General features: G+C 47.1%; 13 protein-coding genes and 4 tRNA genes. 2 read left to right on the plus strand and 15 right to left on the minus strand.

Annotated elements, in window-relative coordinates; genetic code table 11:
- Positions 1-18: 18 nt before the first annotated feature.
- Together BM293_RS01485 and BM293_RS01490 are read left to right on the plus strand one after the other, a co-directional pair.
- Positions 19-2,202, plus strand: a complete 2,184-nt coding sequence (locus BM293_RS01485; RefSeq protein WP_093446312.1) for a RelA/SpoT family protein — start codon at positions 19-21, stop codon at positions 2,200-2,202.
- A complete protein-coding gene (locus BM293_RS01490) occupies positions 2,189-2,740 on the plus strand; it encodes a DUF2062 domain-containing protein (protein WP_093446314.1) in 552 nt (183 codons plus the stop codon). Before BM293_RS01485 ends, BM293_RS01490 begins: the two co-directional genes overlap by 14 nt.
- On the opposite strand, the gene pgl is transcribed toward BM293_RS01490, so the two are convergent.
- From pgl to rluB, 15 genes are all read right to left on the minus strand, one after another.
- Positions 2,707-3,408, minus strand: coding sequence for a 6-phosphogluconolactonase (gene pgl / locus BM293_RS01495; protein ID WP_093446315.1), 702 nt, complete (start codon positions 3,406-3,408; stop codon positions 2,707-2,709). The two genes, BM293_RS01490 and pgl, sit on opposite strands and share 34 nt — an antisense overlap.
- Positions 3,401-4,891 carry a glucose-6-phosphate dehydrogenase gene (zwf, locus tag BM293_RS01500; protein WP_093446316.1) on the minus strand — a complete coding sequence of 497 codons (1,491 nt, stop codon included), beginning with the start codon at positions 4,889-4,891 and terminating at the stop codon, positions 3,401-3,403. Before zwf ends, pgl begins: the two co-directional genes overlap by 8 nt.
- Before the next feature lie 2 nt (positions 4,892-4,893).
- Positions 4,894-6,342 (minus strand): decarboxylating NADP(+)-dependent phosphogluconate dehydrogenase, encoded by a 1,449-nt coding sequence (gene gnd / locus BM293_RS01505; RefSeq protein ID WP_093447817.1) that lies wholly within the window; start codon positions 6,340-6,342, stop codon positions 4,894-4,896.
- 136 nt (positions 6,343-6,478) lie between these two features.
- Positions 6,479-6,554: transfer RNA gene (locus BM293_RS01510), tRNA-Glu, on the minus strand.
- A 56-nt stretch (positions 6,555-6,610) separates the two neighbouring features.
- Positions 6,611-6,686: transfer RNA gene (locus BM293_RS01515), tRNA-Gly, on the minus strand.
- Between the two features lie 2 nt (positions 6,687-6,688).
- Positions 6,689-6,764, minus strand: a tRNA-Glu gene (locus BM293_RS01520).
- Between the two features lie 23 nt (positions 6,765-6,787).
- Positions 6,788-6,863, minus strand: a tRNA-Ala gene (locus tag BM293_RS01525).
- 51 nt (positions 6,864-6,914) lie between these two features.
- Positions 6,915-8,429: an ABC transporter substrate-binding protein gene (locus BM293_RS01530; RefSeq protein ID WP_093446318.1), complete on the minus strand. Its 1,515-nt coding sequence runs from the start codon at positions 8,427-8,429 to the stop codon at positions 6,915-6,917.
- Positions 8,430-8,440: 11 nt separating this feature from the next.
- Positions 8,441-9,775, minus strand: a complete 1,335-nt coding sequence (locus BM293_RS01535; protein ID WP_093446319.1) for a TolC family outer membrane protein — start codon at positions 9,773-9,775, stop codon at positions 8,441-8,443.
- Positions 9,762-10,259 carry a CYTH domain-containing protein gene (locus BM293_RS01540; RefSeq protein WP_093446321.1) on the minus strand — a complete coding sequence of 166 codons (498 nt, stop codon included), beginning with the start codon at positions 10,257-10,259 and terminating at the stop codon, positions 9,762-9,764. The genes BM293_RS01535 and BM293_RS01540 overlap by 14 nt, the downstream gene beginning before the upstream one ends.
- A gap of 10 nt (positions 10,260-10,269) precedes the next feature.
- Positions 10,270-11,061 carry a 3'-5' exonuclease gene (locus BM293_RS01545; RefSeq protein WP_093446322.1) on the minus strand — a complete coding sequence of 264 codons (792 nt, stop codon included), beginning with the start codon at positions 11,059-11,061 and terminating at the stop codon, positions 10,270-10,272.
- A gap of 14 nt (positions 11,062-11,075) precedes the next feature.
- On the minus strand, positions 11,076-11,972 hold the full coding sequence (cysM, locus tag BM293_RS01550; protein WP_093446324.1) for a cysteine synthase CysM: 897 nt from the start codon (positions 11,970-11,972) through the stop codon (positions 11,076-11,078).
- A gap of 8 nt (positions 11,973-11,980) precedes the next feature.
- A complete protein-coding gene (locus BM293_RS01555; RefSeq protein ID WP_234968853.1) occupies positions 11,981-12,919 on the minus strand; it encodes a prenyltransferase in 939 nt (312 codons plus the stop codon).
- A 2-nt stretch (positions 12,920-12,921) separates the two neighbouring features.
- On the minus strand, positions 12,922-13,821 hold the full coding sequence (locus BM293_RS01560) for a hypothetical protein (RefSeq protein ID WP_093446327.1): 900 nt from the start codon (positions 13,819-13,821) through the stop codon (positions 12,922-12,924).
- A 6-nt stretch (positions 13,822-13,827) separates the two neighbouring features.
- Positions 13,828-14,682 carry a 23S rRNA pseudouridine(2605) synthase RluB gene (rluB, locus tag BM293_RS01565; protein ID WP_093446328.1) on the minus strand — a complete coding sequence of 285 codons (855 nt, stop codon included), beginning with the start codon at positions 14,680-14,682 and terminating at the stop codon, positions 13,828-13,830.
- Between the last annotated feature and the right edge of the window lie 38 nt (positions 14,683-14,720).

A 14,720-nucleotide genomic window follows, 5' to 3' on the forward strand; every position in this document is an offset into this window, starting at 1 on the left:
CTGCTAAAGGTATCCAACATGTCTCCTGAAGAACTCGCGCAATCTCTGTTTCCAACAAGACTATCGAGCGATTTTTCTGATCAACTGTTGGATGCTTGTCAATTAGCCCTTGAAGCACAAGCGTTACCCATGCTTCATAGTGTCTCAAGTTTAGAGGCCTGTTCGGTATTAACCCAACTAAATTTGGATGATACGACTTATATTGCAACACTGGTCAGTGATTCCAATCTTATCCCCTACTATTCAAGCGAAGACCTGGCTAAGCGTTTTGCACCACAGTGCGTTAAGCTCATTGACGGCATTCGTCGCTTAAATCAATTTAAAGAATTTGATCCCGACACCCATTCTGATGCGGTACAAACGGAACGCTTACGTCAGATGCTTTTAGCGATGACGTCAGATATTCGCATGATGGTGGTCAAATTGGGGTATCGTGTTGCGCGTTTGCGTAATTTAAAGCATGAGCCCGAAACGGTACGCAAACAAATAGCGGCCGAAACACAACTAATTTTTGCGCCTTTGGCTAACCGTCTTGGTATTGCCCAGCTTAAATGGGAACTGGAAGACCTGTCATTTCGGTTTTTAGAACCTGATTTATATAAAAAAATTGCCTCCGAACTAGCTGATAAACGGGTGGAGCGCGAGAACTACATTGCAAACCTTATCGCTTATTTGACACAACTATTGGCAGATGATGGTATTGAGGCCAAGGTCACAGGACGTCCAAAACACATCTATAGCATCTGGAAAAAGATGTCTCGCAAAAAACAGAGCCTTGATGATCTCTATGATTTGCGTGCATTGCGGATTTATGTCAAGGATGTGGCTGAGTGTTATCGTTGTCTTAGCCTTGTGCATGAGCAGTGGAATTTTATTCGCGAAGAATTTGATGATTATGTCACCTCGCCAAAGGACAATGGTTACCAATCTATTCATACCGTGGTGATTGGACCAGAAGGTAAAACCGTTGAAATTCAAATTCGTACCCATGAAATGCATCAGCACGCCGAATATGGTATTGCGGCACACTGGAAATACAAAGAAGGTGGCAAGGGTTATGATGCTAGATTAGAGGCAAGCATCAATGCCATGCGTCAACTTTTAGAGCACCGTGATGATGCCGAGGTGTTTGATGAAATTTCTACGGAACTACAAAGCCAGCATATTTATGTGCTTACGCCGACAAACCAGATTATTACCCTGCCCCAAAATGCGACCGCACTAGACTTTGCTTATGCCATTCATACTGACCTTGGGCATGGCTGCCGGGGCGCAAAAATTAACGGCCACATCATCCCGCTTACGCAAACCCTTAAAACGGGTGATCGCATTGAAGTGTTATCCATGCGAAACGGTGAGCCCAATCGTAATTGGCTGAACCCCAACCTTGGCTACATTAAAACCTCTCGAGCGCGGACACGCATTCGCAGTTGGTTTAATCGACGCAATAAAGAAGCCAACATTGAATTAGGTGAACAACTCTATGCGCGTGAAGCAAAACGGCTCAATGCAAAACACATTGCTGTGGCTGAGTGTGCAAAGTATTTTGGCTTTGAACAGCTAAAGGATTTTTACGAAGCGCTTGGCAAGGGGCAACTAAACGAACGCCAATTACTTAATGCCTTACAAAAACTGGTGCAACCAGGCCTGCTAGCTCAGAAAAAACGCTTTAATGTTGCTGAAAAAAAACCACAATCAAACGCCCAGATTACCGACGATTCACCCCAGGCTTATGTTGTTGGAGCGCCAAATTTGCGCACCACCCTCGCCCCTTGTTGCGAGCCGAAGCCCGCGGACGATATTATTGGCTTTGTAACGCGTGGGCGCGGCGTCACTATTCACCGTCAAGACTGTAATAATATTCTCAATTTAGCCGATCATGAACGGCAGCGTTTAATTGCCGTAAACTGGTTAGGCCAAGCGGAACCCGCGTCACAATTGTTGCAACTGACGCTACATATACTGGCTTTTGATCGTAAAGGATTATTGCGTGATGTTATGGCTAAACTCACTGATTTTGATGTAAACTTAACGCGCTCAAATACCGTGACTAACCAAGATGAGGGCACGGTCGATATGGCGCTAGACATTGAAGTTACCGAACAGGCTAATCTTGGTGCTTTACTGGATCAGGTTGAGGCCATTACCAACGTTGAAGAGGTGAGTATTTTGGCGCAAAAGGAGCAAAATGCGATCGGTTAAATACAGCATTTTAAAGGGCATTCGTGCGGTTAAATATAGTGAGTGGATCAATCGCAAGTTTCCAGGCATTAAACACAAAGACTTATGGAAACCCAGCAGAAACAGCATGGCTAAAGCTGGCTTTGTTGGCGCATTTTGTGCCTTTATACCTGTGCCATTACAAATGCCATTAGCCGCCATTATTGCGTATTTCTCAAAAGCCAATATCCCTTTTTCCGTGGCACTCGCTTGGATTACTAATCCGGTAACCATGTGGCCGATTTGGACCTTTGGCTATTTGGTGGGCGCTTGGATTTTAGGTATGCCCACCTTACGAAATATTGAAGTGACTGAAGGGTTAGGCTTTTGGGGCTGGCTCGTAGAGGTCTTCCCACAAATCTGGATACCTTTGTGGTTTGGTAATATTTTCATGGGCTTACTGGTAGGGAGTATTTTATATTTAGTAATTCGCTTTATTCCTATTCCCCATTTTAATAAAAACGAAGCACCCAAGGAAACGAGTGCTCAGCAACCAGACCAAGCCGACTCATCCAAATAAGTCATCGTTTTCTCAACGCCAGCTGGAGCGGCAATTGGTAACTCATTACCCGCCAACCACTCTAGCACCGCTGGGTGTTTTTCTTGGCCGGTAATCAGCTTAATGAGTCGTTTTGATTCGTTAAGTTTAGCCAAGGTCAGGGTTAAACGCACTGGCGGCGGTTTGGGTGAATCGACGATCAGTGCCACATCACCTGTTAGATTGCGCCAGGCCTGATTAGGAAATAAACTGGCAGTATGGCCATCTTCTCCCATGCCAAGTAAGGTCAAATCAAACGTAACCCCCGCCACCTGCTGTTGATAATCCGCCAAGGCCTCTGCAATAGGCCAGTCAGTATGCATCAGATGAATTTGCTTATCGGGAATCGTCACCTTATCTAACCATAGTTCATATAACGGCGTAGCATTGCGTTGTGGATCGCCTACGGGGGCTACCCGCTCGTCCCCCATGTAAATATGCCAATCTGACCAGGCCTGCTGACTTTGCGCTAGCAACTGATAAACCCGATTAGGTGTGCGCCCACCAGCTGTCACCAAGTGAAACACGCCACGCTCAGCAATGGCTTGGGTGGCCGCCAAGCTAATGTCTTTAACAACTTGCTGTGCAAGTTGCTCAGTGTTTTGAAAAACGCGCCAGTCATCGGGTAATGAGGGTAATGAATTAGGCATCCGTACCCTCCTCAGGTTCCAAATTAACCCGCCACTGCTGACCAGGCTGATCAAACAGCTTATTCGCATCACGTGGCCCCCAAGTGCCAGAAGCATAGGTATCAATATAGCCACGATCCGAAGACCAGGCCTGCAAGACCGGCTCGACCACCTTCCAAGCCGCCTTTACTTCATCAAAGCGTAAAAATAATGAGCGGTCACCTTTAATGACATCAAGCAACAATTCTTCATAGGCATCATGTTGTTCTTCATCTTCTTGACGCATACTGGCATCAAGCGACACTTGGCGAGTATTAATCTCTAAGCCTGGTTGTTTTGCCGACATTTCAATCCGAATGGTTTCTTCCGGCTGAATCCCAAACACCAGCCAGTTAGGCGCCATTTTTTTCACCTGGGATTCACGAAAAAACTGTTTAGGGGGATGCTTAAAACAAATCGAAATAATCGTCTGATTTTTAGGCATATTTTTGCCAGTTTGCACATAAAACGGCACGCCTGCCCAGCGCCAGTTTTCAATGTATAGTTTCAGTGCGGCATAGGTTTCCGTCACACTGTCGGGTGCTACCCCAGGCTCATCCAAATAAGCCGGCATCGACTTGCCATTCACCTTTCCTGCCGCATATTGAGCACGATAAGCTTGGGCATTAACCGCCGATTTAGCAATAGGTCGAATGGATTTAAGCAGTTTGACTTTTTCATTGCGCAAATCCTCGGCTTCCATTGAGGCCGGCGGCTCCATGGCAATAATCGCGAGCAGTTGCAATAGATGACTTTGAATCATATCGCGTAGCGCACCGCTGCCATCATAATAGCCAGCACGAGTGCCAATTGGCTTGGCCTCAGCGTGGGTAATTTGGACATGATCAATGTAATTGCGATTCCACAAGGGTTCCATTAACAGGTTGGCAAAGCGGAACACCATCAGGTTCTGCACCATGCCCTTGCCCAGATAATGGTCAATGCGATACATCTGTTTTTCATCTAGGCAACGATTGAGCTGGGTTTGCAAGCTCTTAGCACTTTCTAGATCATAGCCAAAGGGTTTTTCAAACACCACGCGTCGCCAACCATCACGCTCATCCAGTAATTGCGCTTTAGCAAGATGCTGCACCACTGGGTTAAATTCTTTCGGGCTGATCGATAAATAAAACGCCATGTTTTTTGGGTAGTCGTGCTGCTCAAAATAGGCGGCCATCTCACAAAAAGATTGCGGTTCGTTGATATCAACTTTGATGTAGTCTAAACGGGCACTAAAGCGTTCAAATACCGCGTTGTCTAGGCCTTTGCGCGCAACTGGCAATACCGCCTGCTTAGCTTGTTCAATCCAGTCATTGCGTTGCCAATCACGACGCCCTAGTGCCACAATTTTCACACCAGGGTCCAGGCGCCCAAGCACTTCTAAATGATAAAAAGCCGGAAATAACTTGGTTAATGACAGGTTGCCAGTGGCACCAAAAATCACATAGGTACAGGAGACCGGCATAACTACACCTCGTAGGTTGTGGAATGAGCCAACCCACCTGAACCTACCCAGTCGGTATGGTGCCATTCACCGCGGGGGCGATCGGTACGCTCATAGGTATGGGCACCAAAATAATCACGTTGAGCTTGAATCATATTGGCTGAACCATCAGCAGTTCGGTAACCATCATAAAACGCCAAGGCAGCGGATAAGGCAGGCATGGCAATACCGGCCTGCACGCCAAACACGATGGCTTGACGCCAATTCATTTCAGCTTGGGTTAAGGCTTGGGTGAAAAACGGCGTCAACATCAGCGAATCGAGGTCAGGATTTTGTTCATAGGCTTGTTTGATTTCGCCTAAAAAACGACTGCGGATAATGCAGCCACCACGCCACATTAAGGCAATGCCGCCATAATTTAATGGCCAGTCATAGTCGGCTGCGGCCTGCTTCATCAGCATATAACCCTGAGTGTAGGAAATAATTTTGCTCGCATAAAGCGCATCATGAATCGCTTGGAGCATGGCCTCACGATCTACCGCAGGCGCTTGGGCTTGACTGGTTAACACGCTTTGAGCCGTAACCCGTTGCGATTTTAACGCCGACAAACAACGCGCATAAACCGATTCGGTAATCAGGGTTAAGGGCACACCCAATTCGAGCGAATTAATCCCCGTCCATTTGCCGGTACCTTTTTGGCCTGCCGCATCCAATACTTTATCAATTAACGGCTCGCCATCCGTATCTTTGAATTTAAGAATATCGGCGGTAATCTCAATTAAATAGGAGTCAAGTACCCCGGTATTCCATTTAGCAAACACCGCCTGGCATTCATCTGCGGTCATTTTCAATCCAAAGCGCATCAATTGATAGGCTTCAGCAATGAGTTGCATATCACCGTATTCAATACCGTTGTGAACCATTTTGACATAATGACCGGCCCCTTCTGGCCCCACCCATTCACAGCAAGCTTCATCACCTACTTTGGCCGCAATCGCTTGAAATATAGGTTTGACTAACGGCCAGGCCTGCTGATGCCCACCCGGCATAATCGATGGCCCAAAGCGCGCGCCTTCCTCGCCTCCCGAGACACCGGTACCGATAAAATGAATACCCTGTTCTGCCAAGGCATGGCTGCGACGGGTGGTATCGGTATAAAGCGAGTTACCCCCGTCAATAATGACATCGCCAGGGCTGAGTAGAGGCACAAGCTGGGCAATAAAATCATCGACGACCTGACCTGCTTTAACCATCAGCATAACTTTTCGTGGTGCGGCGAGCTGCTGGACTAAGTCTTCAAGACTATAAGCGGCTTGAATGGGTAACTCGCCTACACGTTGTGCCATAAACTCTTCAGTTTTGCCTGGCGAACGATTATAGACCGACACTTGAAAACCATGATCAGCCATGTTTAGCACTAAATTCTGCCCCATGACCGCTAAACCAATTAAACCTATATCACTCTGTTGCATGGCCACTTCCTTCTGAATTTGATAAACATGCTTAAAATTTATCATAAGATTAACAGAGATAATGCGGTTTATTAGCTTTTGATAAAAAATAGCCATAAAAAAAGCCAGTCATGCAAGCATAACTGGCTTTAAAAAGTGGCGTCCCGTAGGGGAGTCGAACCCCTGTTACCGCCGTGAAAGGGCAGTGTCCTAGGCCTCTAGACGAACGGGACTAATTTTTTAACATTTGCTACATGGCTAAGGGCCTAGGAAGCCATGTAGCGAAATTTGGAGCGGGAAACGAGACTCGAACTCGCGACCCCAACCTTGGCAAGGTTGTGCTCTACCAACTGAGCTATTCCCGCAATGGCGTCCCGTAGGGGAGTCGAACCCCTGTTACCGCCGTGAAAGGGCAGTGTCCTAGGCCTCTAGACGAACGGGACTAATTACATCTTCGCGAAGGTGTTGGTGGAGCTAGGCGGGATCGAACCGCCGACCTCTACAATGCCATTGTAGCGCTCTCCCAGCTGAGCTATAGCCCCTCGCGTTGATGGGCGTATTATAAAGAGTCAGCGCCTAGCGTCAAGCACTTTTTATAAATTTTTTGTTACTTGCACCAAGGAATCATATCGACCATCACTATACAACTGATAACCCTGTAAATTTCTTGCCGTTACCACATATTGATTCTCATACCAAAGCGGAATAACCGGTAAATCATCAGCTAAATGTGCTTGCAATTCGCGGTAATAATGCGCTTGAAGTGCTAAATCACTGCTCTGCCCTGCTTTAATAATCAACTCGTCGGCTCGCGCACTTTGATAACGCCCACGATTGGCGCCATTTGGCGGCAAGGCATGGGAAGCAAATACATAATCAAAAATATCCGGACTCTTAATCCCTACCCAAGCTAGGCTAAATAACTGAAAGCGTCCTTGAACAATATCGCTGTAAAACGTGCCCCAGTCATAACTTTGAATTTGTAAATCAATACCAACCGACCTTAATTGAGCCTGATAGAGTGTGGCAATACGAATTCGAGTCGGATCACTGGAGGTTTTAAAGCTTAGTGGAAGCAAACCGCTGCTGGGCACCGCCTGCTGTTGACGCAACTCACTGATAAAAGCGGCCGCTTGGTCCGGGTTATAGCTAACACCCGTTAAGGCATCGTGGCCTGCCCAATGCTCAGCTGGCAATAACGCACCGGCTAAACGAGCCTGCCCCTTAAACATCGCATCAATAATTGCTTGACGGTCAATGCCCATCGCAATCGCTTGACGCAATAAGGGATTTGATAATAATGGATCACTCATATTCATCCCGACATAGGCAAAGTTACTGCCAATTTGCCAGGCAACATTTAATGCTGAATGCTGTTGACAGTAAGCCACTAATTCGGGCGATAAATCATTTTGAATCAAGTCAAGCTCACCACGCACCAGTTTCAGCACACGCACCAAGGCATCCGTCACCACAATAAACTGAATCTCTACCCCATCTTGGCGTTGCAACACTACGCCCTGTTCGTTTGAACTGATAAAGCGCATCGGCCCACTACCGATTGGTGATTGACCAAAGTTGTGACCCTTAGCAATTAAATCAGCAGGCAAAATGCCCAACGTTAAACGATTCACAAACAAGGGATCTGACTGATGGAGCCTAAAACTAACCTGCCTCTCACTATCCAGTTCAACGCTGGCTATATTTCTTAAATTACCACGATGAGGCGAGCCAAAATCCGCATCTAATACGCGCTTGTAGCTGGCGACTACATCCTGTGCAGTCAGCGGTTGGCCATGATGAAAGAGCGCGAAGGGTTCGCGCAAGGTAAATTGATAGTGGGTGGGGGTTAGCATCTGCCAATCAGCTAAGGCGGGTTGCGGTTGCGACGCCTCATTAAAGTCAATTAAGGCTTGATATATCAAGCGATTTAAACGACTAGACAGCGCATCGGTGGCACGACCAGGATCTAGCGTGCGAGGACGGCCTGTTACGCCCATTTTAATGCTATCGCCAACATCTATTGACTGGCACCCAACCAAGCCGTAACTGAGGCTACTAATCCCAAAGAGTTTTAACGCATCTCGCCGCCCTAACTTCATGGACATAATACAATAATCTAAGGCTTAACCAATAGCCTATCGACTTGAGATAAATCATCGGCATTGAGTTGCTTTACAACTTGTTTAAGTTGTAACTGGTCTAACACGAATGCTTGCATCGCTTGTGCTAAATTATTTTGCGCATTAAACAAGTTCGATCGCGCTGTGACCACATCAATCAAATTGCGTAATCCCACCCGATAACCCTCTTCGGCGGCTTCTAAAAAGGCTTCATTAGATTTAACTGCCTCGCGTAATGCATTAATACGCGCTTGACCTCGCTCTAGGTTGCGCAAACTCACCCGCGCATCTAAACTAGCCTGCTCACGCGCTTCACGTACTGCAGTCATTGCGGTTTGATTACGAAAACGGGCTTCATCAACCCGTGAGCTAGTAAGCCCACCTTGATAAAGAGGTAAAGTAGCATTAATTGACACCTCGGTATTATCACCACTCCGACAAACCATCGGATCACGATCACTACCACCACATTCAGTACGGGTATGCGACAAACTTAAATTTACGTCAAACCAGCGATCTGCTTGACGTGTAGCAATACCTTGCTCTGCAAGACGTTGCTGTTCAGTAGCCAGTTGCACAGCAAGGTTTTGACTAAAATCTTGATTTAACCCCGCTTGTTCTGCCCAGCGTACTAACTGTGCATCTGGCTGTAATTGTTGATCAAGGGGTAAGGTTTGAACTTGTAACACCGGTTGACCGGTTAAACGACGCAGGGCTTCTTGCGTAATATCAACACTGTTTTCTGCATCAATACGATCAGCCATCGCCAGGTCATAGGCTGAGCGCGTTTGCAACACATCGGTACGACTCGCCAACCCCACTTCAAAGGCGGCTTGGGCACGCTCCCATTGGATTTTCTCGGCCGCTTCACGTGCTTGCGCAAAATCTAATGTCTGTTGAGCCAACAATAGATCAAAATAAGCTTGGCTTACACGCATTATCAATCCTTGCTTAACAGCAGTAAATCGTAACTCTGCCAAATTCAACCCAATCGTTGCTTCATCAAACAAACTAAAGGCTTCACGATTATAGATCGGTTGATCTAAACGCAAACCTAGGGTCTGGCGATTTTGGTTACGATCAACATCTGGATAACTTAAGCCGGCTGTTGCATTTACCTTTGGTAATAGTAACGAGCGTGCTTGACTGAGCTGCTGTTGATCCGCCTCTAAGTCAGAGCGCGCTTGGGCAAGTTCGGCATCATGGATCAGTGCCATCTGATAAACATCTAGCAGGCCTGGTGCGGCATAACCTGCGCCACTCACTAGCATGATTCCAACAAAAGAACAGCCACTAAGCCATTGATTTAGTTTACATTTAATTTGCTTCATGATGCTTCCATTGACAATAAGGATTTTTAGATAAGCTAACATTATAGTATTTCAAATCATCTGTCACCTCTGTTCCAATCCAATCCGGCAGATCCACGACTGTTTGTTCATCAGGTAATTCTAGTTCTGCAATAATCAGACCGGCATTATCACCAAAAAATTCATCAATTTCCCACACGCCAATCGCCGCGGGTACCAGATAACGAATTTTTTCAATAATCGGCCCAACTGTCAGTTTTTTAAGCATATTTTCGGCATCGTCGAGCGCAATAGGATACTCATATTCATCACGACTTAAACCTATTTCAAGGCTCTTAATATTAATATTCGCTTGCATACCTTCAATGCGAATTCGCACTGAACTTTTACAAGAAGTTTCCTCGATTGAATTGAGGTAGCCCTGCACAAATCGTGTCTGCTGAATCACTTGGTCACGCCAAGCATCGCCGGTGACTAAAAACTTACGCTCTATTTCTCTGGCCATGCCCTAACCTTTAATTTTGTGTGGATTGCATTGCTTGCCAGGCCTGGTGGTAGGCCTGCCAATGTGAATGGGTTGAATTTTTTAACACCTCAGTTAACTCTGCCAGTGTATGCTGATAGGCCGCTTGATCTAACCAGCCGCGCATTAATTGAAATCTTAGATAAATCAAATAGGTATTGATCACATCTAATTCACAATAGTCACGAATACCCTGAATATCACCCGCTAAATATTGCTCTAAAACCCCCGCACCACTCAAACCCATTTTGCCTGGCAGCCCCAGCATCAGCGAGATTTCATCGAGTTTGGCATTGGCTCTGGGTTGATAACCGGCCATCACATCCATCAAATCAATATGGGCAAACTGATAGCGACTAATGTAATTGTGCCATTTACGTTCGCGATTAAAGTCGCCCATATCCCAATATACTTGCGCGTTAATCCCATGTTTTAGCGCACGATAATGCAATACCGGCAAGTCGAACCCGCCACCATTCCACGTAACCAGGGTGGGCTGAAAACGACCAATACCATCGAAAAACCGCTGCAAGAGGCTGGCTTCGTTGTCATCAACCTCACCAATGGACCAAATCTTGACATCATCAGCCGTTTTTAACACCGCCGAAATCGCCACCACCTGATGCAAAAAGTGTTTGGGGAAATCACTGCCCGTTTCAATGCGTCGTTTTAAACTGAGCGCCGCCAAACAATCTTGATCAGATAATTCTTGCCAGCCATAGACCTGACGAGCCGACGCAAGATCCGGCACGGTTTCAATATCAAATACTAATACGGCACTCATCGGCTTGCTCTGCCCTAACCCGCTGGGAATACATTGGTTGATAGATAGCGATCGCCACGATCACAGATAATGCACACCACCTTGGCATGCGGGGTGGTTTGTGCGATTTGTAGGGCCGCCGCGACACAACCGCCTGACGAAATGCCCGCAAAAATACCTTCTTTAGCCGCTAATTGACGCGTCGTTTCTTCAGCCATGTCTTGTGACATATCGATAATACGATCAACCTGTTCGGGTTTATAAATAGCCGGCAAATAAGCTGCTGGCCAGCGACGAATCCCCGGAATGGATGCTCCCTCGGTGGGTTGCACTCCGACAATTTGCACCCTTGGATTTTGTGATTTGAGATACAAAGACGTACCGACTATGGTGCCGGTCGTGCCCATTGCGCTGACAAAATGGGTTAACTGGCCATCGGTATCACGCCAAATTTCCGGGCCAGTGCTATTAAAATGCGCTAAATAATTATCAGGGTTCGCAAACTGATTTAAAACCTGCCCTTCACCGCGCGCTGCCATCGCCAACGCCAAATCACGCGCACCTTCCATGCCCTCTTCTTGACTGACTAAAATCAGTTTTGCGCCATAAGCAGCCATAGAAGCACGTCGCTCAATACTCATATTGGCCGGCATAATCAACACCATCTTATACCCCATCATTGCCGCGACCATCGCCAACGCAATACCGGTATTGCCACTGGTTGCTTCAATTAAGGTATCACCTGGCTTAATATCACCGCGGCGTTGCGCTTGCAGAATCATGTTATAAGCTGGACGGTCTTTTACAGAACCGGCTGGATTTTGCCCTTCCATTTTGGCCCACACTTCCGCGCCTTCGGCTAAATCGGCCATGTGGGTTATCCGCACTAGCGGGGTATTGCCGATCAGGTCGGTCATATTATTAATCTTCATCGCTCTTCCTAACCTATCCAGGCATTAATTAGTAAGCTTACTGCTAGTAGTGCTAAGGTTCCTAAAATCATCATCACATTCATCGCTAGGATGAAAACAACATCTTTTCTAAGCTCAAAACCAGGTTGCAATCTGGACCAAATCAAACCCGCCGGCACAAAGCCGACCAAGGCCATTAGACTCAACCATGGCAACACACCCAATCCAATCAAGCCTACTAGTAACAGCACACTGACTAATAGGCTTGCTTTAAACACCCACAGCGCGTGGCGATCACCTACCGCTAAGGGCAAGGTTCGACGGCCAACCTGCTGGTCAGCCTGTTTATCTGGAAATTGATTGAGCAACAACAAATTATTGATCAATAAAAAAGGCAGCAAGGCCAGCGCCATCAGCTCAGTAGGATAGTGTCCAGTCAGCGCAAAGGCGACACCTAACATCAACACCCAACCCAGTCCCAATCCTGGTGACGACCAACCCCAAACCGGTTGACGTGTCATCCAAGGACTGTAGCTGAGAATCACCACCAGCCCAAGCAATCCTAACGGAATAATGCGCCAATCCCATAACCAAACCAAATAGATACCGAATCCGACTGCAACAGCTAGCGCGATATACGCAGCTGTTTGGACATTTTTTAGTGCCTCGGGATAACCTTGTAAGGCACCACTGCCACCATTAAATGGCGTGCGCTGGGTGAGCTGATCCAATCCAGTACGCGCGTCATGCACTTCATTGAGCCAGTTAACACTGGCATGAACTACAAGTGCAGCCAAGCTAACCATTAGCACCAGGCCTGGTGACAGCTCAAAGCCCGCCCAAACGAGCCAAGCGACGGTTAATGCTGTAACCACCAATGCCAAAATCAAAAAATTAGGCCGACTGGTATGCCATAGGGCACGAATCGTGCAATAGCCATGACAAGTCGAGGCTGAAGATTGCGTCAAGATTAAAACTCCTTACGGTAGGTTTGGGTGCGCACTTTCCAGCCAGGCAACCATCGTTCTTCGGGGTTCGGTGCTAGGCTTACTCGCTGCTCCAATACCTGATAAGCGGCATCAGCAAAGCTTTTCAATAGATTGTTTTTATTGGTCTTCATAATATTTTCATTGGTCACTAGCATTTGATTAAGCACATTAAACAGACCCCAACCCTGACCCTGATAGCGCTCTTGTTCCAAATCACCCCAACCCTTAAAGTTGCTGTAATCAATTAAGGCATAACGCCCGGCTGTACTGGTCATTAGATGCATGAACAGCTGCCATCGCGGGTCTGGGTCCGTTAGTGCCAGTCGTGCTTTGGCTAACTCTGCGCGCTCCGCGAAGCGTTCTAAAATAAACACCATTTGCCATGTTTGCGTGGCTAACAACCAGGCCTGCAATTCTTGAATATCCTCATGACCAGCTTGTTGTGCGGCCACAAATTCAGCACGGGTTGCCCAGGGCGCATGCTCAGCCAGCAGCCATGCTGCGGTGGGGTAATGTTGAGCAACAAACTGCGCCATTGCAGGAAATGCCGGTTCAAACTCGACTGCCACATCAGCAGGCAACCAAATAAAATGCCCTAAGCCTAAGGAAGGAAAAGCTTCATGAGGACTCCAAAACACCTGCCATTCGGCACGATTCGCCGTTTCATTAAAACGAATACGGTTAGCCAGTTCTGTAAGCTCGGACTCCGTTATAGTCGATAAACGAGGTAACAGGCGATCCGCTGCATTCATCGGAGCCTTATTTGAAGCCTTATCCAAGTCATTAGCCGAATCATTTGCCGAGCCATTAAGGGCATAAATCGATAGCGGCAAGGCCAGCAAGCCGACTAACCCGATACGCGTCACCTTTCGCCACATCATTAAGGCTTACCGCCGTCTTTTTGCAAACTTAGCCGAACGCTTAGCCCGTTCAGCCATCACACGCTTCTGCCGCGCTGCCGCCTCAGGGCGGTGACGTAAATCAGGGCGTTCTTCTTCAGGTAATGCGACGGCTTTAAGTAACTTATTAACTTGTACCCAATTCAACATCTCTGTCTTGCCACGGCGCAGCCCTTTTGGCAAGCTGATGTCGCCATATCTGACGCGGATCAACCGACTCACCTTCACGCCTTGCGCTTCCCATAAACGGCGCACTTCTCGGTATTTTCCCTCACGCAAAATGACCCGAAACCACTGGTTTTGAGCTTCTTCATCAGACGGTAAGCGGCCTACATAATCAAACTTTGATACTCCATCATCAAGCGTTACGCCAGTACGTAAGTTGGTTAACATAGCTTCGGTTACTTCGCCGAAGACTCGCACGGCATATTCACGCTCAACTTCATAGGAAGGATGCATCATTCTATTGGCTAATTCGCCGTTATTGGTTAGTAATAACAGACCGCTGGTATTAAGATCCAAGCGCCCAATACTGATCCAACGCCCATTTATAATCTTAGGTAACTGACTGAAAATGCTATCACGCCCCTGTTCATCGTGACGAGAGCAGATTAAGCCTTCGGGTTTATGATAGGCAATAACTTGTGTCGGTTGCTGCTCAAGGCGGGACGCTTTAACCTTCTGACCGCGTACAGACAACTGTGCTTGATCATTAGCACGATCACCCAGTTTTGCAGTACGACCATTGACTTGAACTAACCCTTGTTCAATCATTTGCTCTATTTGACGGCGCGAACCATAACCGGCACGCGCTAAAATTTTTTGTAGTTTTTCATCTGTCATGGTGTTTGCCCATGCATCCTTGTGTTTTGATCAATAAA

The organism is Thiomicrospira sp. ALE5 (assembly GCF_900112445.1).
In the GTDB taxonomy this organism is placed as follows: Bacteria; Pseudomonadota; Gammaproteobacteria; order Thiomicrospirales; family Thiomicrospiraceae; genus Thiomicrospira.

Excerpts from the sequence above, each read along its gene's own strand:
- BM293_RS01485 (WP_093446312.1), top strand. The coding sequence starts at position 19 with ATGTCTCCTGAAGAACTCGCGCAATCTCTGTTTCCAACAAGACTATCG.
- BM293_RS01490 (WP_093446314.1), top strand. The coding sequence starts at position 2,189 with ATGCGATCGGTTAAATACAGCATTTTAAAGGGCATTCGTGCGGTTAAA.
- pgl (WP_093446315.1), bottom strand. The coding sequence starts at position 3,408 with ATGCCTAATTCATTACCCTCATTACCCGATGACTGGCGCGTTTTTCAA.
- zwf (WP_093446316.1), bottom strand. The coding sequence starts at position 4,891 with ATGCCGGTCTCCTGTACCTATGTGATTTTTGGTGCCACTGGCAACCTG.
- gnd (WP_093447817.1), bottom strand. The coding sequence starts at position 6,342 with ATGCAACAGAGTGATATAGGTTTAATTGGTTTAGCGGTCATGGGGCAG.
- BM293_RS01530 (WP_093446318.1), bottom strand. The coding sequence starts at position 8,429 with ATGTCCATGAAGTTAGGGCGGCGAGATGCGTTAAAACTCTTTGGGATT.
- BM293_RS01535 (WP_093446319.1), bottom strand. The coding sequence starts at position 9,775 with ATGAAGCAAATTAAATGTAAACTAAATCAATGGCTTAGTGGCTGTTCT.
- BM293_RS01540 (WP_093446321.1), bottom strand. The coding sequence starts at position 10,259 with ATGGCCAGAGAAATAGAGCGTAAGTTTTTAGTCACCGGCGATGCTTGG.
- BM293_RS01545 (WP_093446322.1), bottom strand. The coding sequence starts at position 11,061 with ATGAGTGCCGTATTAGTATTTGATATTGAAACCGTGCCGGATCTTGCG.
- cysM (WP_093446324.1), bottom strand. The coding sequence starts at position 11,972 with ATGAAGATTAATAATATGACCGACCTGATCGGCAATACCCCGCTAGTG.
- BM293_RS01560 (WP_093446327.1), bottom strand. The coding sequence starts at position 13,821 with ATGATGTGGCGAAAGGTGACGCGTATCGGGTTAGTCGGCTTGCTGGCC.
- rluB (WP_093446328.1), bottom strand. The coding sequence starts at position 14,682 with ATGACAGATGAAAAACTACAAAAAATTTTAGCGCGTGCCGGTTATGGT.